This window comes from Caproicibacterium sp. BJN0003, assembly GCF_026314295.1.
Classification (GTDB): Bacteria; Bacillota; Clostridia; order Oscillospirales; family Acutalibacteraceae; genus Caproicibacterium.
In genome coordinates this window covers 69,995-93,816 of sequence record NZ_CP111108.1, presented here as the reverse complement: position 1 = coordinate 93,816, position 23,822 = coordinate 69,995, and the positions used below count along the sequence as shown (strand labels likewise).

The 23,822-nt window shown below is 44.5% G+C and carries 19 protein-coding genes and 1 riboswitch; of the genes, 1 reads left to right on the top strand and 18 read right to left on the bottom strand.

Going from position 1 to position 23,822, the window contains the following annotated elements; translation table 11 throughout:
* Nucleotides 1-25: 25 nt before the first annotated feature.
* From OP489_RS00480 to OP489_RS00460, 5 genes are all read right to left on the bottom strand, one after another.
* Nucleotides 26-991, bottom strand: coding sequence for a LysR family transcriptional regulator (locus OP489_RS00480; RefSeq protein ID WP_266162431.1), 966 nt, complete (start codon nt 989-991; stop codon nt 26-28).
* Nucleotides 992-1,214: 223 nt separating this feature from the next.
* Nucleotides 1,215-2,504 (bottom strand): TRAP transporter large permease, encoded by a 1,290-nt coding sequence (locus tag OP489_RS00475; RefSeq protein WP_266162430.1) that lies wholly within the window; start codon nt 2,502-2,504, stop codon nt 1,215-1,217.
* Complete coding sequence (locus tag OP489_RS00470) at nt 2,501-3,001, bottom strand: TRAP transporter small permease (protein WP_266162429.1); 501 nt, start codon at nt 2,999-3,001, stop codon at nt 2,501-2,503. Before OP489_RS00470 ends, OP489_RS00475 begins: the two co-directional genes overlap by 4 nt.
* Nucleotides 3,002-3,077: 76 nt before the next feature.
* On the bottom strand, nt 3,078-4,085 hold the full coding sequence (locus OP489_RS00465) for a TRAP transporter substrate-binding protein (protein WP_266162428.1): 1,008 nt from the start codon (nt 4,083-4,085) through the stop codon (nt 3,078-3,080).
* 19 nt (nt 4,086-4,104) lie between these two features.
* A complete protein-coding gene (locus OP489_RS00460) occupies nt 4,105-4,965 on the bottom strand; it encodes a DUF6282 family protein (protein ID WP_266162427.1) in 861 nt (286 codons plus the stop codon).
* 494 nt (nt 4,966-5,459) lie between these two features.
* A riboswitch (M-box (ykoK) riboswitch) is annotated at nt 5,460-5,621 on the top strand.
* Nucleotides 5,622-5,964: 343 nt separating this feature from the next.
* Between OP489_RS00460 and mgtA the strand changes: the two genes are divergently transcribed.
* Nucleotides 5,965-8,628, top strand: coding sequence for a magnesium-translocating P-type ATPase (gene mgtA, locus OP489_RS00455; RefSeq protein ID WP_266163543.1), 2,664 nt, complete (start codon nt 5,965-5,967; stop codon nt 8,626-8,628).
* Between the two features lie 100 nt (nt 8,629-8,728).
* Here the strand turns inward: mgtA and hisS are convergent, their stop codons facing one another.
* The 13 genes from hisS to mfd all read right to left on the bottom strand — a co-directional run bounded on the left by hisS (nt 8,729) and on the right by mfd (nt 23,782).
* On the bottom strand, nt 8,729-9,991 hold the full coding sequence (gene hisS, locus OP489_RS00450; protein ID WP_266162426.1) for a histidine--tRNA ligase: 1,263 nt from the start codon (nt 9,989-9,991) through the stop codon (nt 8,729-8,731).
* A gap of 215 nt (nt 9,992-10,206) precedes the next feature.
* Entirely contained in the window at nt 10,207-10,611 is a 405-nt protein-coding gene (mgsA, locus tag OP489_RS00445) for a methylglyoxal synthase (protein WP_266162425.1), read from the bottom strand.
* Nucleotides 10,612-10,652: 41 nt separating this feature from the next.
* Nucleotides 10,653-11,396: an AAA family ATPase gene (locus OP489_RS00440; protein ID WP_266162424.1), complete on the bottom strand. Its 744-nt coding sequence runs from the start codon at nt 11,394-11,396 to the stop codon at nt 10,653-10,655.
* A gap of 144 nt (nt 11,397-11,540) precedes the next feature.
* Complete coding sequence (locus tag OP489_RS00435) at nt 11,541-13,544, bottom strand: penicillin-binding transpeptidase domain-containing protein (RefSeq protein ID WP_266162423.1); 2,004 nt, start codon at nt 13,542-13,544, stop codon at nt 11,541-11,543.
* 30 nt (nt 13,545-13,574) lie between these two features.
* A complete protein-coding gene (gene mreD, locus OP489_RS00430) occupies nt 13,575-14,090 on the bottom strand; it encodes a rod shape-determining protein MreD (RefSeq protein WP_266162422.1) in 516 nt (171 codons plus the stop codon).
* Nucleotides 14,087-14,980, bottom strand: coding sequence for a rod shape-determining protein MreC (mreC, locus tag OP489_RS00425; RefSeq protein WP_266162421.1), 894 nt, complete (start codon nt 14,978-14,980; stop codon nt 14,087-14,089). The genes mreD and mreC overlap by 4 nt, the downstream gene beginning before the upstream one ends.
* A 100-nt stretch (nt 14,981-15,080) precedes the next feature.
* A complete protein-coding gene (locus OP489_RS00420; RefSeq protein WP_266162420.1) occupies nt 15,081-16,130 on the bottom strand; it encodes a rod shape-determining protein in 1,050 nt (349 codons plus the stop codon).
* 26 nt (nt 16,131-16,156) lie between these two features.
* Nucleotides 16,157-16,723, bottom strand: a complete 567-nt coding sequence (locus OP489_RS00415; protein ID WP_266162419.1) for a Maf family protein — start codon at nt 16,721-16,723, stop codon at nt 16,157-16,159.
* Between the two features lie 127 nt (nt 16,724-16,850).
* Nucleotides 16,851-17,117, bottom strand: a complete 267-nt coding sequence (locus OP489_RS00410) for a DUF4321 domain-containing protein (protein ID WP_266162418.1) — start codon at nt 17,115-17,117, stop codon at nt 16,851-16,853.
* Nucleotides 17,118-17,170: 53 nt separating this feature from the next.
* Complete coding sequence (dut, locus tag OP489_RS00405) at nt 17,171-17,611, bottom strand: dUTP diphosphatase (protein ID WP_266162417.1); 441 nt, start codon at nt 17,609-17,611, stop codon at nt 17,171-17,173.
* Nucleotides 17,608-19,680, bottom strand: a complete 2,073-nt coding sequence (locus tag OP489_RS00400; protein ID WP_266162416.1) for a peptidase U32 family protein — start codon at nt 19,678-19,680, stop codon at nt 17,608-17,610. Before OP489_RS00400 ends, dut begins: the two co-directional genes overlap by 4 nt.
* A complete protein-coding gene (locus OP489_RS00395) occupies nt 19,667-20,173 on the bottom strand; it encodes a cell division protein ZapA (RefSeq protein WP_266162415.1) in 507 nt (168 codons plus the stop codon). The genes OP489_RS00400 and OP489_RS00395 overlap by 14 nt, the downstream gene beginning before the upstream one ends.
* Nucleotides 20,174-20,317: 144 nt before the next feature.
* Entirely contained in the window at nt 20,318-23,782 is a 3,465-nt protein-coding gene (gene mfd / locus OP489_RS00390) for a transcription-repair coupling factor (protein ID WP_266162414.1), read from the bottom strand.
* Between the last annotated feature and the right edge of the window lie 40 nt (nt 23,783-23,822).

Below are 23,822 nucleotides of genomic sequence, written 5' to 3'. Positions count from 1 at the left end.
TTAAGTTTTCTACATTTTTAAACAACTAATCTTGTCCAATCGCTAAAAAATTTCTTTTGGAAATTTCCGCAACCTCTTTTCTCAATGTTTCAATAAATACACGAACATACATCGGCTGACTCATATGGCTGTGCGTCACTAGATCGATGTGCAATTTTCGGTCCAAATGATTAATGGGCAACATGTAAAGCTTTTTATTTTCACTACAGGTGAGATTATGTCGATAGGCAGTCGTGAGCAGCATTTTGGGGCAGAGTGATGCGCAGATTCCCTCTGCACAAAGAAGGATTTGCGTCTCACTATCGCTGATATTATACATGACCTTTAGCTGAAGCTTTCTGTCATTCAGGTATTCTTGAATCACTCGATTTACTTTTCCTGTTTTAAAACTAAGCGTAAAAGGAACATCACAGAACCTTTCCATATCCACCCCTTTCTGCATCATTTTAATCTCTTCCACACGAAAATAGCTATGCAGAAGTTCCGAAGAAATCACCAACACAATTTCATCTAAAGCAATCGTTTGAATGCAAAATTCAGGATTTGGGTCTGTATTCACACCGATAAAAAGATCAATATCCCCACGCAGCAGTCTTTCCTCTAAAACTTGCGTATCCTCTATACAAAAAGAAATTTTCACCTTCGGAAAAGCTTCATGATAGTGTGACAAAACCGCCGGAAGAATCACCGGTGCTCGGGATGTACTGATTCCAAGTGTAAATTTTCCAACTTCTCCATGTGCCATATCTTTTAAATCACTGTTCATTCGTTTTTCTAGGATCTGAATATTTCTAACATTCTGAAGCATCACTTCTCCTGCCGGCGTCAGCTTAAACTTCGGCCTCCGTTCAAAAAGTTGAACCCCATATTCTTTTTCCAGCCGCTTGATATGGTCACTGACACATTGCTGGGTAACAAATGCTCTTTCTGCGGCACGGGAAATATTTTTCTCCTCTGCCGTTATCAAAAAGATTTCATATCCTGTTTTCATGAAGAATCCCCTTCCATATGAATTAGCTCCTTTTCATTCATGCAAATAAAACTTCTTTATTTCATCATACTATCATTTTTGATCATCCGCAATCATAAGAAATCGTCACGATTTTTGCCTGCGAAATCCTTTAGAAAAAGCAGTGCCTGCATAAAAACAGGGCACTGCCTTTTTATTCCTTTATATATGTATATGATTTGTATCGATTGCTTTTTAAAATTCTTTAATAACTAAATCCCATGGCACGCGGCAAACATAAAATAATGTCTGGGAAAAATGCCAAAGGTACCAGCAAAACCACTTCTGTTATCACATATGGGATAACTCCTTTGACAACCTGATTGAATTTAAGTCCCGATACAGAAACAGCCGTAAAAAGATTGTATCCGAACGGAGGCGTTACAAAACCGACTACAAGGCAAATGCAGAACAGTACGCCTAAATGAAGCGGATTGCATCCGAGAGAAACGCCAATCGGGATTAAAATTGGAGCAAGGATTAATGTGGCAGCCACGTTATCCATTAAGCATCCAACAACCAGTAAGATCAGGATTAACAAAATAAGATAAACATTTTTGTTTCCACCAACCATGCTGATGAAGCCTTTCGAAATCACTTTTCCAACCTGAGATCTGGAAACCACCCAAGAGAACAAAGATGCGGCCGCAATGATAAAGTTTACCATTGTGGAAGTTTTAAGAGAAGAAATCAGAATTTTCGGCATGTCTTTGATTTTGAGTTCCTTAAGTGCAAATCCGAGGATCAGCGCATAAACGATACCGACAGCAGCGGATTCAGTCGGCGTAAAAATCCCGCCGTAAATGCCGCCTAAAATCAGAACTGGCAATCCGAGAGCACCCAAAGCTTTCCAGAACATTTTAAGAGAATATTTAAAATCAAATTTTACCTCGCCCGCCCGTTTACGAACTTCGGGATTTTTAAAAGAAAAATAAACATTGACCAAACAAAGAACAACTGCAATTAAAAGGCCGGGAACAATTCCGGCAGCGAACATCGCCGGAATGGACAAACTCATGGTAACGCCGTAAATAATCATCGGAATACTCGGAGGAATAATGGGTCCCAGAGCACCTGCCGCAGCAACCAAACCGGCGCTGCTCTCTTTGGAATAGCCGGACTTGAGCATAGAGGGCAGCATGATACTGCCGATTGCTGCAACTGTTGCCGGGCCGGAACCGGTCAATGCCGCAAAAATGGCACAGCTAAAAACCGTTACGATCCCGAGTCCGCCCGGCATCCACCCCAAAAGGCTCTTAGCCCAATCGGTCAGGCGCTTGGAAATCCCGCCAAAATCCATCAGATTTCCTACCAAAATGAACAGTGGAACTGCCAGAAGCGTAAAAGAATTCAGCCCATAAATCAAGCGCTGAGAAAGAGTAAGGATACTCATTCCATTGGTGGCAAGATATGCGACGCCGGAAGAAATAATTGCGAATGCGACTGGAACTCCGACCAGCATTAGTCCAAACAAGATAATAAATACGAGTGTCATTCTGCAGTCCCCTCCTTCTTTTCTGCTTTATCAGAAAGATAAACCGCAATCTGCACAATGGCCTGAAACATCAGAAGTGCGCCGCTTACGGCTACCGACAAATTGATCACCCACATCGGGATCGACATGGCCGTACTGACGTTTGTACGGGAGCGATAAGATACAATCACTCCGGAATAAAGCATCAAAGTGCCGTCAATCAAAATGATTGCCTCTATTAGGATATTGACGGCTTTGCGTGCCTTGCCGTGAAGAAGGTCCAGAATCACCGTCACAGTCGCATGCCCGTTATCCTCAATCAAAAGAGATGCGCCGATCAGATGCATCCAAACAAATAAATATCTTGCCAATTCTTCTGTCCACGAAAGCGAATTATTCAGCACAAAGCGGAAGAACACCTGCATAACACATGCCAAAACAAGCACCACAAACATTCCGATTCCCGTATAGCTGACCGCTTGATTAATCCTATGAGAAACGCGTTTTAACCCTTTCATTTACATTTCCACCCCTTCTCATTCTGATCAGAATTTCTGATTTTTGCGCTGCCCTGCAAAAGCCCTTTCAAAATCATCATTTGCTTCCAACTTCCTTCTCCAAATCTGAAACCCATGTTCCGCCAATATAAGATTCCATTTTTTGATAGACAGGCTTTGCGGCTTCCTGGAAGGCCTTTGAATCCACCTCATTAGTGGGAACCACGGTCATTCCTTTGGAGATCAAATCCTTTTCCATCGTTTCCGCAGAATCATCATTGTTTTTGCGAACGGTAGCAACGGCTTCTTGTGCAGCTTCGCGAATAATCTGCTGATCCTCTTCAGAGAAAGATTCCAAGACTCTGCTCGAAATACAGATCGGCAATGGGGAATAAAACAAATTTACATTATTGATGTATTTGCTGACATCCGGGAATCCATTTGTATACAGCACACTCAATGGTGCATCGCACCCGTCAATGGTTCCCTGCTGTAAAGCGGTCAAGACTTCGCTCCACGCCATCGGGGTCGCATTAACCCCCAGAGCAGCATAAGCTGCAAGATATGTTTTTGTCTCCATGCAGCGAATTTTCATTCCCGCAAGATCGGACGGCTCCTTAATGCTTCTTTTGCCCGTGGCCAGCTGACGGAACCCACCTTCAGACCATCCCAGAACTGTTACCCCTGCACTCTCTACATTTTTTGCCAGCTTCTGTCCATAATCGCCGTCCAAGATTTTTCTTGCCTGTTTGGAATCGGAAAAAATAAATGGAAGATCCAAAGCGCCGTTTGCCAAAACATAAGTAGAAACATACGCGTTTGTCATAACGGCCATATCACAGGTGCCAATCTGCATTCCTTCCCACATTTCCGGTTCCGAACCAAGCTGACTGCTCGGATAATCGTTCACCGTAATGCGCCCCTGTGTTTTTTCTTCCACAACTTCTTTAAACTTCTGCGCAGTGAGCGCATAAGGATCATTTGGATTCGAAGCAGTCGTATAGCCGATGCTGAGTACTGTTTTCGGAGCAGAACTTGTCTCTCCACATCCAACCAGACTAAACACCATAGCAGATACCACTACTGCGGCAATGAAACGTTTCATTTTCGATTTTCCCCCATTTCTACTCTAACCCTAAAATAACCTCCGGAACATTATGAATTAAATCCCGGATCTCAGAATCCTTCAATCCTTGTTCCAGCAGCGCACAAACAAACCGATGCATTTCGATCGTCGGATGCGGACTTCCTTTTTGTCCACGATCTGTTGTAATAAATGCACTGCCCGAACCAATTCGGCGAATGGTACTCACCATTTGCTCGATCGATACGGATTTCTGAACGACATTAAGCCAAACCTTCTCAATGAAAACTCCTTCTTTGGCAAGTTCCTCCTGAATCTCCGCCGGAACAATCGTACGGGAAAACTCCGGATGTGTCAAAACCATGCGAACCCCTCTGCGTCTACCTTCTTTGCAGAGAATAACGGATTCTTCCGGACTTAAATGCCCACTTGCCAACGTTGCATTATACCGTTTAACAACATCCATAATCTCATAGACACAATTTTTAAGATGACCTTTCTGGTCAAGAATCGTAATTCCTGGGCGATCAAAAAAGTCTCCCGACATATTTCCAAAAGTCAAACTGTTGGCCGCATCCCGTGTTGGCATCCAGATAATTTTGGCTCCAAATCTGAGTGCATTTTCCACTGCGTAAACGTTTAGTCCCCCTACGGGCCAATTTAACGCAACGGCACCATACGCCTTTGCTTCGGCGTGTCCATACTGATTCACCAAGATGGCACGAGCAACTGTTGATTCATAGTGGCTCTTTAAAACAACTCCTTTCATTCCCGCTTCGCTGGCTTCTTTTACCAGCTGAAAGCAATCCAGCGACCGCGGAAACACCGAGGGTAATGTATGAATATGTAAATCATACCCTCCCTTCATTAATTCACTTGCTTTATCATCAAAATTTTTCACACCTATCTGCTTCCTCCATTATGGAATCTATTTCCAAAGAAGCAGGAGGCCGGCCTGATTCTTGCTTTGTTGGCTAAAGTATATCATCGCGTTTTAACAAGGTAAAACAAGTATTTTCAGAATATTCACAAGAAACTCCTTGTTTATTTGTTTCCATTTAGCCCATATTTTATATAATAAATAGTAAATATAGGATTTTTGTGAAATTTATTTTCAAGGTTTTCGTATAATATTGCTGTAATTTTCTCATGATATTTATTGATTATTTTTTTTAAAGCATTTTGTTTCTCGTTTATAAAAAATAATTACCTAATAAAGGACCCGAATGTTTGTACATTATGATTAACTCCCTTTTAGACAATCTTGGAGCCCTTTCTTATCGGCAGTCACCATTTTCCGCCGGAGATCTTTTTGGACAGAAAAGTATAAAATTTTTCTAATGTTTAAAAAAATGTCAAAAACCATTGACATCATATTTGAATATACTTATAATAAGTAAGATTCGGTAGGTGAGGTTTTTGCAGGGATATGGATTGTTGCCGCAGAGTGGTGGAGACACCATGGAGAAGGTTGGAGCAAGCTATATCGAACCTAAGGTGTAGCATAATACAGTTTCACTGCCCTGCAAAGCTAAAGCTCAAACGAAGAAGTCAGAAGTGCTTTTTTACACTCCCATATATTCTTGACCGAATATATGGGAGCTTTTTATTTTTTAGCATGTTTTGACATCTTTAAAAATTGAAAACAATCTTTGATTTAAACGGAGGTGAGAAGAATGGACTCTGGGAGTAGCAGCGGCACAGTCCCCGACGGATGGCCTACATCACAAATGAAAATCATGAAAAAGTCAAACCATGATTTCATTCTTCTCTGTAGCTGATCCTCCGTCCTATAAAAAGTGCCATACTTCCTCCTTTTAGCACATGTCAATTTGAAAAAATGGAGGTACGAGCGATGAAAAAAAATCTAAAAACAGTTTTAACGAAAAAAAATCTTTCTATGGCAGATTCGTGTAGTACAGAAGTTAAAAATCGTCTTTTATTTGCTTCAACTCACGATGAAGCAGAAGTCTTGCAAACGCTTGGTACCGAGGCTGCTGGATTAAATGAAGAAGAGGTTGAAGCCGCAAGAAAATCTTTTGGCAGCAACATCGTCATGCATAAAAAGAAGCAATCTCTTTTTAAAAGAATTTGCAGCGCTTTTATCAACCCTTTTACAGCAATTTTATTTACGCTTGCCATTATCTCGGTATTTACTGATATTCTTTTTACAGAACCCGGTGAGCAAAATTATACAACCGTCATTATCATCGTAACGATGGTCATGATTTCTGGAGTCCTGCGCTTTATTCAAGAAACGAAAAGTGGAAACGCGGCTGCAAGCCTCTCCAAAATGATCCATACAACGACTTGCGTCGAGCGGCAGGACTCCGGCAAACACGAAATTCCCCTGGAAGATGTAGTAGTCGGCGACTTAATTTATCTTTCCGCCGGCGATATGATCCCAGCCGATCTGCGGATTCTCTCAGCAAAAGACCTGTTTATCAGCCAATCCGCCCTAACTGGGGAAAGCCAGCCGGTTGAAAAATATGGCGCTCCTGTAAGTGAGCAGAACTCTTTGACGGAAATTTCGAATCTTGCTTTTATGGGAAGCACCGTGATCAGCGGAAGCTCAAAAGCTGTTGTGGTTGCTACCGGGAATGATACCATGCTCGGCCGCATCGCAAAAAGTCTGACGGAAAAACCGCCAAAAACCAGTTTTGAAAAAGGAGTCAACTCTGTTTCATGGGTTCTTCTGCGTTTTATGCTGGTTATGGTACCGATTGTCCTTTTCATTAATGGATTTACAAAGGGTGACTGGCTCAAAGCATTTTTATTCGCAATTTCCGTTGCAGTAGGTCTTACACCGGAAATGCTGCCCATGATTGTGACTACCTGCCTTGCAAAAGGTGCTGTTGCAATGAGTCAAAAAAAGGTAATCATCAAAAGTCTTAATTCCATTCAGAATTTAGGCTCTATCGATTTGCTCTGCACTGATAAAACCGGAACTCTCACACAGGACCGCGTGATTTTAGAGTCCCATCTGGATATTGAGGGCAATGAAGACTCCCGTGTACTGCGTCATGCTTTTTTAAACAGCTACTTTCAAACAGGGCTTAAAAATCTAATCGATCTTGCAATTATCTCAAAGCAGAATGAATTAGAGCCTGTCCCCATCGAAAAAGACTATCGAAAAGTGGATGAAATCCCATTTGACTTTAACCGTCGTAGAATGAGCGTTGTGGTCTCGGATAAAAACGGAAAAACGCAAATGATTACAAAGGGTGCCATTGAAGAAATGCTCAAATGCTGTTCCTATGCTGAACTTAACGGGACAGTGAAACCGCTGACAAAAGAAGTCCGTTCCTTCGTCATTTCCAAGTCTGACGAACTAAACGCCTCCGGCATGCGTGTGATTGCGGTCGCGCACAAAACAAATCCTGCCCCAGTGGGTGAATTTTCAGCAGCAGACGAAGACAACATGGTTCTGATTGGATTTCTTGCCTTTTTAGATCCACCGAAAAAGACAACTGCCAAAGCAATTCGTGCCCTTAACGAACACGGTGTTGCAGTCAAAATTTTGACCGGAGATAATGAAAAAGTTACCTGCAGTATCTGCCGTCAGGTGGGGATTCCTGATAATCGTATGCTTTTAGGAAAAGATCTCGACAATATGACAGATGCTGAGCTTGCCCAAAAAGCAGAAAAGACAATGGTCTTTGCAAAACTGTCTCCCACTCAGAAAGCACGTGTGATCCAAATTTTCCGCGATAATGGTCATGTCACCGGATATATGGGGGATGGCATTAACGACGCTGCCGCCATGAAAGTTGCCGATGTAGGCATTTCTGTTGATACTGCTGTAGATATCGCAAAAGAATCTGCAAATGTTATTATGTTGGAAAAAGACTTGATGGTTTTGGAAGACGGAATCATTGAGGGAAGAAAAACATACGCAAACATGATAAAATATATCAAGATGACTGCTTCTTCTAATTTCGGGAACATGTTTTCCGTTTTGGCCGCCAGTGCGTTTCTTCCTTTTCTTCCAATGGCCTCGATTCAGCTATTACTTTTGAACCTCATTTATGATATTTCCTGCACCGCGATTCCTTGGGACAATGTAGATCGGGAATATCTGCAAAAGCCACGAAAATGGGATGCTTCTTCTATCAGCAAATTCATGCTATGGATTGGACCTACCAGCTCGGTATTTGATATTGCCACCTACCTTCTCATGTATTTTGTTATTTGTCCGATGATCTGCGGCGGACAGCTCTTTCCTCAAATTACGGATCCCTCCTTAAAACTACTTTATATCTCGACTTTTCAATCCGGATGGTTTGTGGAATCCATGTGGAGCCAATCTTTAGTGGTTCACATGATCCGCACCCCTAAAATTCCATTTTTACAAAGCCGTGCTTCTGCGCCTGTGCTGTCCCTAACCGCATTTGCCATTTTAACGGCAACACTGATCGTATCTACTCCTTTGGGAACATTTTTAGGATTTTCTCCCCTCCCCCCGATTTATTTTGCATGGCTTTCCGCGATTGTTCTCGGTTATATGATACTCGCGACCATTGTCAAAAAATTATATATTAAAAGATATGGAGAGTTACTTTAAGGTATTTCAGAATAAAAAAGCCCACGCGAAATTCGCGTGGGCTTTTTTATAATTAATTAAATCAATAAAAATGAATTTAATGATATTCGCGTCGATACAATCAGCTGTTTTCCAAGACACAGAATTCTTTTAAGAACTCATCTCCCAGAGAAACTTCCGTTTTTTCTCCGTTTGCCATATTCTTAATCATGACCCGGCCGCTCTCGATCTCATTATCGCCTAGAACAAGGCTGAACCGTGCCCCAATTTTATCGGCATATTTCATCTGTGCCTTGAGTCCACGCCCAATCTCATCAAATTCGGCATAAAGACCGGATTCCTTGCACTTCTGCGCCAAAAGGAATGACTTCTCCCGTGCTGCATCCCCAAGAGATGCTAAGAAAAGATCACAACGTTTCTTCGGTGGAAATTCAACCTTCTGCTCTTCCATCGCAAGGATTACGCGTTCGAGTCCCATTCCAAATCCCAATGCAGGTGTCGGAGTTCCTCCCATTTCTTCTACAAGCCCGTTATAACGGCCGCCGGCACAAATCGCCATTCCTTTATAGAGAAATTCAAAAACGGTATTTGTATAGTAATCTAATCCGCGGACAATAGAAGGATCAATGGTATAAGAAATCCCCATTGCCTCCAGCGCATGCTTTACCCCATCAAAATGTTTCTGGCAATCCTCACAAAGGAAATCCAAAATCTTCGGCGCATTTGCTGCGATCTCCTGGCATTCTTTCTCTTTGCAGTCCAAAATCCGCATCGGATTCCGTTCAAGACGAGACAAGCAGGTTTCACATAGTTCTCCTTTGCGAGCAGAAAAATATTCTTTCAGTGCCTTTGTATAAGCTGCTCGGCAAGTAGGGCAGCCAATTGAATTAATCGCAAGCGAAATGCCGTCAATTCCAAGTCTCTGCAAAACAGAATATCCAACGCCGATCACTTCGGCATCCGAAAGAGGAGAATTGGAACCAAACATCTCGATTCCAAACTGATGAAATTCCCGCAGTCTGCCTTTCTGCGCTTTTTCATAGCGATAGCAGCTGGTCAGATAATAGAACTTTTGCGGCATTCCGGCAGAAAGTAAGCCATGCTCCAAAAAAGCACGCACGGCACCGGCTGTTCCCTCCGGGCGAAGGGTAATGCTGCGGTTACCTTTATCTTTAAATGTATACATCTCTTTTTGCACCACATCGGTAGTTTCTCCTACACTGCGCAAAAAAAGTTCTGTATGTTCAAAAACCGGTGTACGAATCTCTGAAAACCCATTCTTTTCAGCTTCATTTCGTGCAACCGATTCTACTGTTTGCCATTTTTCGCTCTGTCCCGGCAAGATATCTTCCGTTCCGCGAGGTGCCTGCGTAATCAGTTCCATAAGAATTTTCCTCCTGCATCATTTCAAAAGCCATCAAAAGCTATAAAAGCCTCGGCCTTCCTATCAAATAAAAATATTATTTTTTATTATACCATAAATCGACCGTTCCGAAAACAGCTTTCTCTAAAAGAAAAGCAGAAATCCCGCCCTGCCGGAGAGATACGGCAAAGGCGGGACTTTTTTAATGATTCGCACAAAGAGGCCCACTGATAAAATCAGCGGGATGGATTTACAATATTGCGCCAATCCAAATCGCCGCGCTCCAAACCATGAATCAAAACTTCCGCCGTTGCAATATTTGTAGCAACCGGAATATTATGAGTATCACAGAGACGAAGCATATTATTATCATTGGGTTCATGCGGTTTTGCAGAAAGCGGGTCTCTAAAAAACAACAGCATATCCACTTCATTGCAAGCAATTCGCGCAGAAATCTGCTGATCTCCGCCCTGACTCCCGCTTAAAAAACGTTGTATTTTAAGACCAGTCGCATCGCTGACCAGCTTTCCTGTCGTACCAGTAGCACATAAATCATGACGGCTTAAAATCCCACAGTATGCAATACAAAACTGGACCATCAATTCTTTTTTTGCATCGTGTGCGATCAATGCAATATTCATTTTTAACACTCTCCTATATCATTTGTTATTTTTCGATATTTTTAAAATTTTTGCAGAGGCGGCAGCGGAACCTCATGTCCCTCTAGCCTCATGGCAAGTCGAGCAAAAGCTAATGCTGCAGGGCATTTCTGCGGAGGCAATCTGCGCACCGCTGCTGCACGAAGCTCCTCATCCTCCGGAATTACTGCAATCAACTGGATTCCAGTCTGGTCAATCATATCATCTACATCGGTAAAAAATCCCGATTTTCGAAAAAAAGAAGATGAAAACCGATTGATCACAAGCCTTTGTTCTGTTATACCTGCTTCTAAAAGCTGCGCACGGGTTTTAAAAGAAGCCAATGTGCAAACTTTATCCGGGGTACTGACTACCAGGGCCCTGTCTGCCGCCGAAACAGCACTGCGAAAACCCGCCCCGATCCCCGCAGGACAATCAATCAACACATGATCAAAATAACATGCGATGGCACCGATAAGCTCCCGCATGATTTCAGGGCTGACCAAGTCTTCTTCCCGAAATGGAGCCGGCATCAAATAAAGGCCTTCCTGATAAGGACTGGGATAAATCGCCTGTGCAGGTGTGGCAGTACCGGAAACCACATCGGAAAGATCAAAGACCTGCTCCTGCGCAATATTGAGAAGCAAATCAAGACATCCTAGCCCCGCATCACAATCAACTAAAAGCACTCGACGCCCTCTTGCTGCCAATGCCAGACCAACATGCGCTGTTGTGGTGGATTTTCCTGCGCCACCTTTTCCCGATGTAATAACTGTTACTGCTCCCATATTAAAAACCTCATTTTCATAGTATCACAAGACTCTTAAATAGTCAATTTTTTTATCTAAAATCAACATATATTTGTTAATACAAGCTAAAATACAGTCAAAATAACTGTTTTTTATTCTACCTCAAGACTTTTTTTAACAAATTCATGATTGAAAGTATGCGTCAAAAATATCTTTTGCAATATTTTGAGCATAAGTGCCTGCTGCACCATGCGGCAGCACCACCGCCACGGCGATTTGAGGATTATCATAAGGCGCATAGGCGATAAACGTAACGTTATCGCTGCCGTTTGTTTCTGCCGTTCCGGTTTTAGCGGCAATCGCAATCTTATAGTTAGAAAAGAGTGTCCTTGCAGTACCGGAAGTCACGACTTCTCTCATTCCTTCTTGTACTGTCTTTAAATTTTCTGCAGAAAGATAACTGTAATCAGAATTATCCACTAGTGTCTCTCCTTGTGTTGAAGAAATGGTGTTCTGACGGCTATAATCGGTTACATGATCAACCAAATGTACTTTTTTTCGAGTTCCGTTATTTGCAATGGTTGCAACATAATCGGCAAGCTGAGCCGGAGAAAACTGATTATCGCTCTGCCCGATTGCCGCCTGTACGGTATCGCCGTCGTACCAGGTTCCACCCGCAGCGGTTCTGGATTCCGGGCCGGCAAGTGTTCCCTCCGTTTCATCGATCTCTACTCCGGTTTTTACTCCGAGTCCCAGTTTTTTCGCATACAGATCCATGCTTGTGATTCCCAAGCGATATCCAGTCTCACAAAAGAACACGTTGCAAGACTGTGCCAAGGCAGAACGAACATCCATAGGGCCGTGCCACCCCATACAGGTCAAAATCAAGCTCGGCTTAAAACGATCATAAACATGATTACAAACAATTTTCGTTGTATCCGTAATGGCTCCTTCTTGCAAAGCTGCCAGTGCAACGCATGGTTTAAAAACAGAGCCAGGGGTAAATGCGCTTCCGAAAGCCCTATCGACTTGCGGATTGGAAGAGTCTTTTAAAAGAGAATTAAAATAAGAAGCGTTACTGTATTGAGAAAGATCATAAGTCGGATAACTTGCAGCAGCCAGCACCGAAAAATCAGAAACTCTCAGTGCTACCACTCCGCCGCCGACACAATCTTTGGTCGTCGCATGTGCCGCCTGTACATTTTTGGCAAGCGAATCGGCGGCAATCTTCTGTACTTTGGAATCAATGGTAAGAAACACGGTATTTCCCGCCTGCGGCTCTTTGGTCACAGTCTCCTGCTGAACTTCTCCGTTGCTGTTGTACTCAATCTTCTTTTCTCCTGCGGAACCCCGCAGTGTGGATTCCATCGCAGCTTCAATTCCAAATTTTCCGATTGTATCATTGAGCGTATATCCTTCTGATTTTAAAGATTCATACTGCTTTTCAGAAAGCGCCCCCAGATTTCCTAAAATATGAGGCATCAAAGTTGGCTCGGGATATTGCCGGACCGATGTGATTTGTGTAGATACGCCAGGCAAATCATCACTGTTCTCATTGATGATTGCTACTGTTTCCTGACTGACCTTGCTGGAAAAGATATACGGAACCCCCAGAGAAAATCCGCTCATTGTCATGCCGTAACGCACGGACAAGATATCGCGCAATTGCTCAGGAGTATACTCTGAAGCATCGTTTCCACTCCCCGCGAAATATCGTTTTGAAAGCGCATCGATACAAGTCTGAGGGTCGGCATCTTGTCCTACTTTCAAGAACTGATCGGATTTTAAATATGTAATCGCATCTTCTGCACCTGCTTGAAACTCATATTCCCCGTTTTGATATAAAATAGGCAGAGTATCATTCCATGATTCTCCGCGCATTTTTAAAAGCGAAATCAATTTTCCTGTAATTTTATTAATCGATGCCGCCGACATTTCTCCCAAATTAAACCGGATCTCATAAGAAATCTTATTGGTTGCCAGCCCGACTCCATTAATATCCACAATTTCTCCCCGGGCAGTGGGAATCGTTTGTGTTGTGCTGACTGATTGTTCCGCAAGAGCCGAAAGCTCTTGTCCATCCACAAATTGCCACTCTATCAGCCGAACGGCAAAAATACCGCAGACTAAAATAAGAAGTCCCATACAAACTTTTTTTCTGGACAACTGTTTTTTCCACAACCTCAAGTGATCCCACTTCCTTTCTGAAATTCTTTATTAAATATCAGCAGGTGCTCTCAGCCTTGTCGCTAAAAACCGATTCAAATAATAAAGAGGCACTGCAAATATTGCCGTATAGAGTACCCGCGGCAAAAGATGATAAAACAACAGATACCCACTCCCAGAATTTCCTGGAAAAAGGGCGGTAAAAATCCATTGTAAAAGTGCTAATATTCCTCCCAACGCCAAAGTGGAAACGACAGCGCTCAAAAGATTTGTCTTTAAAAATTGACTGGCGAGAAAGCTCACGCAATATCCGCCAACCGCAAATTCCAATGCTTTTGCTCCCAAAAAGCTGCCGCTGCCAAAATCCATCAGCAACCCACAGAAGAGGCCGCAGACCATTGCCGGCACTTCCTCTTCAAAGAAGGCTGCTGTAACGACCGCCGGAATCAAAAGTACCGGCAGAGAATGAGATATTTCCGGAAAAAGTCCTGGAACCTGCTGCAATAGATACAAGAGCAAAAATTCGGCGCCATAAGCCATTCCCCGTAGAACTCCTGCCCGTCTCATGAGTTTCCTCCTGAGGAAGCCGTATCTTCTCCGGCTGCACTTTTTCCTGCAAAATTAGTGATCACCATCACATCTTTTGGGTTCTTTAAATCTACTGCAGGCTGCACAAGTGCATAAAGGGAGGCATCTGATTCACTGCGGCTAACAGACTTCACCGTTCCCACCGTCAGATTTCTGGGGAAAAGCCCCCCAAATCCGCTTTCTACTGCAAGACCGCTCGTAACGACCAAGTCGCCTTCCTGCACCTTTGTTGTGGAATCCAAATAATTCATTCGAAGATATCCTTCATCTGCTGATTGAACTGTACAACTCATAATTCCTGTTTCCTGCGTTTGGCTGTCACGGGCCCCAAATTTTGCATCCGCATGGAACAGCGTTGTCACGCGGCTGGAAGTGGGGAACACCTCGCTCACCCAACCGAGAAGTCCTGCATCTGTTATGACCGGATCGTTTTTGGAGACCCCATCTCTAGATCCCTGATCGATCGTGATACTTCCATACAAGTCATCCGGATCTTTTGCAATCACTTCTGCTGCCAAAAGCTGATAGTCCTGATTTTCTTCTTTAAGCCCCAGATATTTTTTATATTCTTCGTTTTCTCTTTTAAGCGTATCATAATTGATCAGCTGACGGTTCAAATCATTAATCTGTGCCTTGAGGTCCTTATTTTCACTGAGAAGATCTTCTTTTGAGGCTGCTGTTTCCTCTGCGTTTGCAGTCATTTGCTCTGACAAAGCGGCACTCACTCGCTGCATTGGCATCAAGAGCAAATTAACAACGCCTCCAACACCGCTGGAACTAAATGCGGCGGTAGAGAGCATCAAACAGCCCATTAAAGCACATACCATTAGAAGTTTTCCAAGACCTTTTTTGTGAGATTCTTTTTTCAATTCCGCCGCCTCCTTCTTTCATCATAAAAGTCGGAAAAAGAAAAGCAGAAAAGATCTGCGGATCCTTGTTTGTCCGAAGTCTTTCTGCTTTTTCGAATTCTCATTCTTTCGAATCATTCGGCTCGCTTTTCTTCGGCTCCGGCTGTTGCTTCTGCCGTTCTGCCTGCTCAATTCCCTGCAAACGCATCCCCGCCCCAAGCGCCACACAATCCAAAGGGGAATCCGCAATCCGAACCGGCAGGGAAGTCTCTGTCTTGATTAATTCGTCGATCCCTCGCAGCAGTGCACCGCCGCCTGTAAGTGTGATTCCATGGTCAATGACATCTGCCGCAAGCTCCGGTTCCGTCTTCTGCAGCGTATTGCGAACCGCATCAATAATTTCAGAGAGCGGGTCAGAGATCGCCTCGCGAATTTCAGCAGCTGTAATCGTAATATAAGCAGGCAGACCATCTGCAAGATTTCTCCCTTTAACCTTCAGCGAAAGACCATTTGATTCCTCAGTAGGATAGGCCGAACCGATCTGTAATTTTAATTCTTCTGCCGTGCGCTCGCCGATCAAAAGATTATATTTATCTTTCACATATTGGCTAATGGATTCATCAAATTTATTTCCCGCTACCCGAACGCTGGTACTTGTAACAATGTCTCCAAGAGAAATCACCGCTACTTCACTTGTCCCACCGCCAATATCCACAACCATAGAGCCGATCGGGTCCATCACCGGCAACCCTGCGCCCATCGCAGCAGCCATCGGTTCCGTCATGATTTCTACCTGACGCACACCGGCATCCGCCATCGCATCTTCCACTGCACGGCGTTCTACTCCGGTAACCCCGGATGGCACACAAATTACGATTTTAGGTTTGGAAAAATGAGAAGGCTTCCCCAAAGTCTCCTGAATAAAATGTTTGAGCATGGTCGCAGTAATGTCAAAATCTGCGATGACACCGTCATGAAGCGGACAAACAGCCTCAATGGTATCCGGCGTGCGGCCGATCATCTCCCGTGCTTTTTCTCCGACTGCCAGCACAACATCGCTTTCGACATCCACCGCAACAACCGATGGCTCTCTCAATATAATTCCCTTGCCTTTTCCATAAACAAGCGTATTGACCGTACCAAGATCAATCGCAATATTCTTCAAGCGCATAATTGGAGAAGCTCCTTTCCCTTATCCTACTTTTCAGGATGGATTCCAACCTTTTTCAGAATCCTATGAATTTTTCCAAGCGGAAGTCCAACCACGCTGGTAAAACTTCCATCAATTCGTTTTACAAAAACGGCGCCGCGCCCCTGAATTCCATATGCACCTGCTTTATCCAGGGGTTCGCCCGAAGCGATATAAGCTTCAATTTCCTCCGGTTCAATCCGATAAAATTCTACACTCGTACAGTCTTTATCCTCATAAACCTCGTTATTTGCAATTAAACAGAATGCCGTATAGACCTGATGCACCTGCCCGGAAAGCAGTTCGAGCATCTTTTTTGCCATTTCGGGGGTTTGGGGCTTTCCAAGGATTCTCCCTTTAAAAGCCACCAGCGTATCTGCGGCAAGGACCGCATCTCCAGGATGCTGTTTCGCAACTGCGATTGCTTTACGGCGTGCCAGTTGTTCTACCCGCTGCATTGGAGGGGTTCCATGCGGGCAGGCTTCATTTACCTGCGCCGGGATTACCTCAAAGTCATAGCCTGCCTGATGCAGCAAATCAGAACGTCTTGGAGAAGAAGAGGCCAATATGAACATCAAAAAGTACTCCTTTCAGGACAAAATTGTAAAAAGAATTTTTTCCTTTACAATTCGTTTTTATTCTAAATGATGAAAACCGAAAATCCGGTCGAATATTTTCTATTTTATCTTTCTATTTTATTCTTTATTCATGAATCTTAATATGAGAATAAAGGAGAATGCCAACCAAAATCAAAATTGCCTGTAAAACATTAATGTTGACAGTGAGTCCAAACGTAAACTTTAAAATATAAAGATCAACAACTGTCGGTTCCAATCCAAAGCTGGCTCCGGCACCGAGAAAGGAAACCCACGGGATGGTGAGCGCTGAATCTCCGCCGACTTTTCCGAGCACAATTGCCAAAAGCAATATCACAATCAAAAGGATTGTGCGTAATAATTTTTTCTTCATAACAAATGATGGAACTCCTTAAAATATGATTAAACTCTGCCAAAACCGTATTTTCAGACAGAAGTTCCCGTAGAACCAAACCCATGATCTCCGCGGACGGTCTCATCTAGTTTCTCCCGAAATTCCGGCTCCAGCATCAAAACCGGGAGCACCAAAAGCTGTGCAAAACGCTCATTCGGCGCAATGGTCCATGGCTCGCTGCCAACATTACAAAGCCCGACGATCAACTCTCCGCGATAGTCGGAATCGATCACGCCGACACTGTTCGAGGGGGTAATCCCATGGCGAACTCCCAATCCGCTGCGCCCGCAGATCAAGCCAACACTATTTTCCGGCAAAGCTACCGCTACACCTGTGGGAATGCGACAGAGCGCTCCAGGCGCAATCGTGACCGGTTCTTCCATACAAGCATAAAGATCCAGCCCTGCAGAATCTTTTGTTCCTCTAGTAGGCAAAATCGCCTGTTCATTTAATTTTTTAAATACCAGTTTCATAAAACACCTCGATAAGATAGTCCACGGGTCAGCGCACCTAAAATCGGCTTATCCTCTTTTAAATGCGCCAAAATGTTACATTCTTCCTCTATAGTCTCCGTCGTAAAACGTACAGAAACAAAATCCAAATTGGAAAGTTCTCTTTGTCTGCCAAGAAGCGAAAGCGGAACCGAATTATAAACTTCGCTGCACGCTCCTACACAGCTAACAGGAAACTCAATTTCTTTACGGTCAATAAGTGTCCGCGGGTCCCCGCAGCCGCCCCATGGATTTTTCCTTCCCGGACAGCCGCCGTTTGCGATTGGACAGCACCGAGTCAGCATCAATGCCTGCCGTCCATAAACCATCGTTCCTCGGGGAAGTTGTCCTCCTAAGCTGCATGCCTGCTGCAAAGAAAGTTCAAAGCTCAATTCCGTATCACAAAGTTCCTCTTCTTTCAAAAAGTTGAGTGCTTGTGTATTAAAAACATTCAGTGAATATCCGCCGTGAATCCTCATTCCTTCTTCCTGCGACAACGCCACTGCATTGAGTGTTCCCGCAAAGACATCTAGAATTCCGATTTTTTTTGCTTCCTGCAATTCTTTTCTCAGCTGTTCTTCGATTCCAAACATTCCCCGCGGAAGCTCAATCCCCACTCGAAAGCCCCGCTTTTGCAGAGCGATAAGGGTCTCCTGCGGTACACCGCACGGAACATAGATCAATTCACAGCAATCTGCTTCCTGCGGAACTTCTCCGGTCGGAAAATGTGCCCGAAAAGAAGCCTTTTCTGCGTGATGGGGCATTTTTTGAGGGAATCTATATTCAAACGGAATTTTAGGAAAATCCGCTCTCTCATCAAGTAAAATTTCAAGGGTTTGGCGCCGCAAAGCATTGAGCTCTTTCATTGGGACCGAAAGACCCTCTTCAATTTCGGTAGAAATCTTTTTAACAAAGAAGGGAGAACCACCGGTTTTACAAAGCTGCTCTTTGCAGCGTTCTTCCGAAATTGCTCTTATTTTTGCATCTTCCGGGATAGGGCCGTCTACTTTTGCCCGATGCCCATTTTCATCCTCTGCTAAAAGGATCACCGGAACGTTCTTCTTGATCTTTAGAAAAAAAGAAACCGGCACCCGCGGATATTCCCCTTTATAAAGCTCATGCAGTTTTGGAAAAACCGCCTTCGCTTTTTGGGAATCTTCCGGTTGCCTTGTCCCAAACATGGAACGATCACGCCTGCCATCCGGGAATCCGGTTGTAAAACCGCTTCTCGAAAAGACCTGCTCTAAATCAGTTTGGAGCTCCTGCGGAATTTTCTCTCCGTCTGCTGCAAATCGGCAGGCACGGGAAGAGGCCGCAACATATTCAGGGCGCTTCATTCGTCCTTCTATTTTAAGGCTCATCACGCCGGCTTTTGTTAAATCAGAGACCCGCGAAATCATGGAAAGATCTTTTAAGCTCAGATCATGTCCGGTTCCACCCGGTGCAGAAAACGGCAGCCGGCAGGTTTGTGCGCACTGGCCTCGATTTCCGCTGCGGGAACCAAGCATGGCACTAAAATAGCACTGTCCGGAAACACTCATGCACAGAGCACCATGCACAAACGCCTCCAGATCGATCTGCGGATTTTCTTTTTTACAGGCGGCAATTTCCGAAAGACTCATTTCTCTCGAAAGAACCACCCGCTCAAATCCAATCTTTTTACAGAATCGAACTCCTGCGGGAGTATGAATACTCATCTGCGTACTCGCATGAAGCGGCAAATTTGGGCAGCATTTTCTAAGAAGATAAAAAAGCCCTAAATCCTGCACCAAAACGGCATCTACCGGCAAAGAGCAAGCAAACTCTACAAGTTCCAGCGCCTGCGGCAATTCTTCTTCATGTAGCAATGTATTGACGGTTAAATGAACTCGTACTCCCCGCTGATGACAAAGTTTAACCGCTTCTGAGAGTTCATCTTTTGTAAAATTTTGGGCGCCTGCCCGCGCAGAAAAGCTCTGCGCACCAAGATATACCGCATCGGCACCGCCTCGTACCGCAGCAATCAGGGTTTCCATTTTTCCGGCGGGTGCAAGAACCTCAGGTTTTATCATGCTTGTCCTCTTTACTCCTTTTAGAGCCTGTTTTTTGGAACAGGTTTACAAAGCCTTCCTGCTCCGGTATCTCTTCGTTTGTCTTTGTATAAGCCCCGGTTCGCTGAATCGGTGCATTGGCTCGAGGAGCAGGCTGGTCAACCGGTTTTTCACCTAAACGGGCGCGCAGAGATGCGACCTCTTTTTTCAGCCGTCCAATCTCTTTTTGAGCTTCTTCCGCTTCTAGGCGGGCACGGGAAGTATCTGCCAGATAGTCCTTAATCTGAGCGCGCAGCTTTTCTGCATCAGCCGCAGCTTTTTTATAGTCATCACAGTACGAAAGCGCCGCCACCGTAGCGGTTACCGTTGCGGAAGCGTGTTCATTCTCTTGCGAAAGATGTTCAATCGTATCGGCAACTTCCTTTGCGATTCCTTTTACATAGGTTTCGCTGTCCATCGCTCCGACCACACATTCAATTCCGCAAATATTTAACCGGACACTGTTTTTGCTCATGAGAAGGCTCTCCTTTCCCAAAAATCCTACTCCTTTGCAAGAAATAATCCTTACAAAAAGATTTGCAGAAAAATCAGATTTTCACTGCCTACGGATGATTTTATTGTATCACGGATCGTTCCCTCCGTCTAGTCTGCATAAATTTCAATTTTTTGTTTTTTTCTCTACCAAAAGGGCTTTTTTAAGGGCCACCAGAATTTCGTCTCCGGGCTGCAATTTCAAGCTGACATACGGCTTTTCGCCGGCACCGACCAGCACTCTTCCCTTAAAGAGATCAGAGATTTCTCCGATCCATTTCATATCGAGCGTTTTGCTGTAAAAATACAAGCCGCCATTTTGCTGTTTAATCTCGGAAAATCCCATTTTTCCTGCTTGATTGCGCAAAAGTGCCACTTGTATCAATCCACCGACACTCTTTGGCGCATCCCCGTAACGGTCGATCAACTCGTCCGTCACATCCATTGCGTCCTCTTCGCTGCGGATATCTGCAATGCGGCGGTACATTTCCAATCTGCCGGAAAGACTTTCGATATAGCTTTCCGGGATATGTGCCTCCACCTGCAAGTCAACTACACACTCTTCGTCTGTTTGAGGTACTTCTCCTTTTTCCGCCGCGATTGCATCCGAAAGCAATTTTAAATACATATCATAGCCTACCGCTTCCATGTGCCCATGCTGTTCTCCGCCAAGGATAGAGCCCGCTCCACGAATTTCCAGATCCCGCATGGCAATTTTAAAGCCGGAACCAAATTCCGTAAATTCCCGAATAGCCGAAAGTCGTTTCTGCGCAATCTCTGAGAGAACTTTATTTTTCCGGAAGGTCAGATAAGCATAGGCGCGCCTATTTGATCTGCCGACTCTGCCGCGAATCTGATGCAGCTGTGAAAGCCCCATTCGATCTGCATTATCAATAATCAGGGTATTGACATTCGGCACATCTACACCGGTCTCAATAATGGTTGTGCAGACAAGTACATCGATCTCATGATCAATTAGTTGACGCCATTGCTCTGAAAGCTCCTGCTCACTCATTTTTCCGTGCCCGATCCCAATCCTAGCTTCGGGAATCCGCTGCTTTAAAGAAGCGGCCACCCGAGTGATCGAAGCTACGTCATTATGCAGCCAATAAACCTGTCCGCCGCGGCGAAGCTCCCGACGCACTGCTTCCCCGAGAACTCCCGCATCATATTCCAATACATAGGTCTGTACCGGATGACGGTCATGAGGCGCTTCTTCGATTACGCTCATATCCCGTATTCCAGACATCGCCATATTAAGCGTACGGGGAATCGGCGTTGCCGAAAGGGTCAGCACATCGACATTATTACAAAGCTTTTTTAATTTTTCCTTCTGTGCGACACCAAATCGCTGTTCCTCATCAATAATGACCAGCCCTAAATCCCGGAATTTTACATCCTTACTGATCAATCTGTGCGTTCCAATAATCAGGTCAACTTCCCCGCGCTTCAATTTCTGTAAAATTTCTTCCTGCTGCTTCGGCGTACGAAAGCGCGACAGCAGTTCGATCGTGACAGGGAACCCTTCCATTCGCCTCGTCACCGTCTGATAATGCTGCCAAGCAAGAATTGTAGTCGGCACCAAAAGGGCACATTGCTTCCCATCTGTAACACATTTGAACGCTGCGCGCAGTGCCACTTCGGTCTTTCCAAATCCAACATCTCCGCAAAGCAGTCGATCCATTGGCACAGGACGTTCCATATCCTCTTTGATTTCTTCAATACAGCGCAGTTGATCCTGCGTCTCATCAAATTCAAAATGGGATTCAAAATCCCGCTGCCAGTCGGTATCTTTGGAAAAAGCATGCCCTTTGGCCTGCATTCTCGCAGCATAAAGCTTGATCAGCTCTTTCGCCATATCTTTTACAGCACTGCGCACTCGCGTCTTGGCTTTTTGCCAATCACTGCCGCCTAGACGGCTGAGCTTTACCGTAGAATCCTCTCTGGGCCCGATATACCGGCTCACCAAATCGAGCTGTGTAACAGGCACATAGAGAATATCATTTTTAGCATAGCGAATCTTGATATAATCTTTGACAATTCCGTGTGTATCAATTTTATGGATTCCATCAAAGACGCCGATTCCGTGGATATCGTGTACCACGTAATCCCCGACGGAAAGCTCTGAAAGGGAACTGATTGCCTGCCTATTCGGATCTTTTTTGCTGTTTACACGCTGATGATTTCCCTGCATCAGTTTTCCGTGGGTAATGATTCCCAATGCGATCCCAGGCCATTCCATGCCTGCAGAAAGAGTTCCCGGCATCACCGCAATCATATTTTTTTGAACTTCTGTTGGTTGTTCGGAATAATAAGCCGGCATGTTAAGTGCTGCCAAATCAGAAGCAACTGTTTTTGCACTGCGCTCAGTACCCGCTAGGACTATACAAGCCTCTCCTTGATGAAGCATCGCCGAAAGGTCCTCCTGCAAAAGCTCCATAGAGCCGCCCCAAGCTGCTAACTGTCGCGCTGTAAAATTTAAAAGGACGCGAAGCGGTACATCATAGCTGCCATGAGCAAAAACATCCAAGAATACGGAACTGCTGTTCTCTGCTTTAGAAAGCAAATCTTCATAGGAAATAGAAAATGAGTCAAGGGTACGGCAGAGCGTTCCTTCTGCGAGATATGCTTTCAAATCTTCTCCCCACTGTGTGGTAAGCGCGCGCAGACGCTCCTTTTGCCGCGCCGGTTCGCTTAAAAAGAGAAATCCATCCTCCGGCAGATAAGAAAGCAGCGTTGCTTTCTGCGGATACAAAATCGGGAGAAATTTATCCATACAGGAAAGCCGAATTCCATTCATAAGCCCATCAATCTGTTCTTTTAAAACTACCTTTTGCTTTGGGGCTGCTTTTCCGCGTAGAGATGACATCAACTTTTGGAGCGTCTTCGCAAAAATTTTTGGATGGTCGGTTAAAGCTTCTACCGCCGGCACAATGGTTACCTCTTCAACAGAATCCGTACGTCTTTGAGTAACCGCATCAAAATGAGAGATGGTATCAATTTGATCTCCCCAAAATTCAATTCGCAGCGGAGAAACAGACTCCGGCGGATAAAGATCCAAGATCCCACCACGGCGGGAAAATTGCCCGGAGCCATCCACCTGTTCTGCCCGTTCATAACCACAGGACAAAAGCAAAGATTCCAAAGATTCCGGAGAAACGTCCTCTCCGGAGCAAAATTTTTTGGTATGATTTTTTAAAACTTCCGGCGGCAGGGTAAGCTGTAAAGCCCCCTCGATGCTGCAAACCAAGACCTTACAGGATCCTTCCAAAAAGCGAGAAAGCACTCCGATCCTTTGATGCTCATATTCGTGAGAAGCAGTTCCACTGAGAAATGTAAAATCTCTTGCAGGATAAAAAAGGGTCTCGATTCCCAATGATTCCAGATCGGACTGCAGGCGATTCCCTTCACTCTCATCCCCACAAACGACGATTGCTGGTTTTTCACTCTGCTCACAGAGTGCACTAATCAGTGCCGCCTTGTGAATTCCAGTAAGTCCTGTACAGGCAATCGGAGTCCTTTTTTCTCTTAAAGCTGTTATTAAAGCCGTGTATTCGGGAAGATTTTGAAAAGCATTGGTTAAAAGTTTCATAAAATTTGCTCCTGTTTTGCATTTTTAGGGAGAATCGATT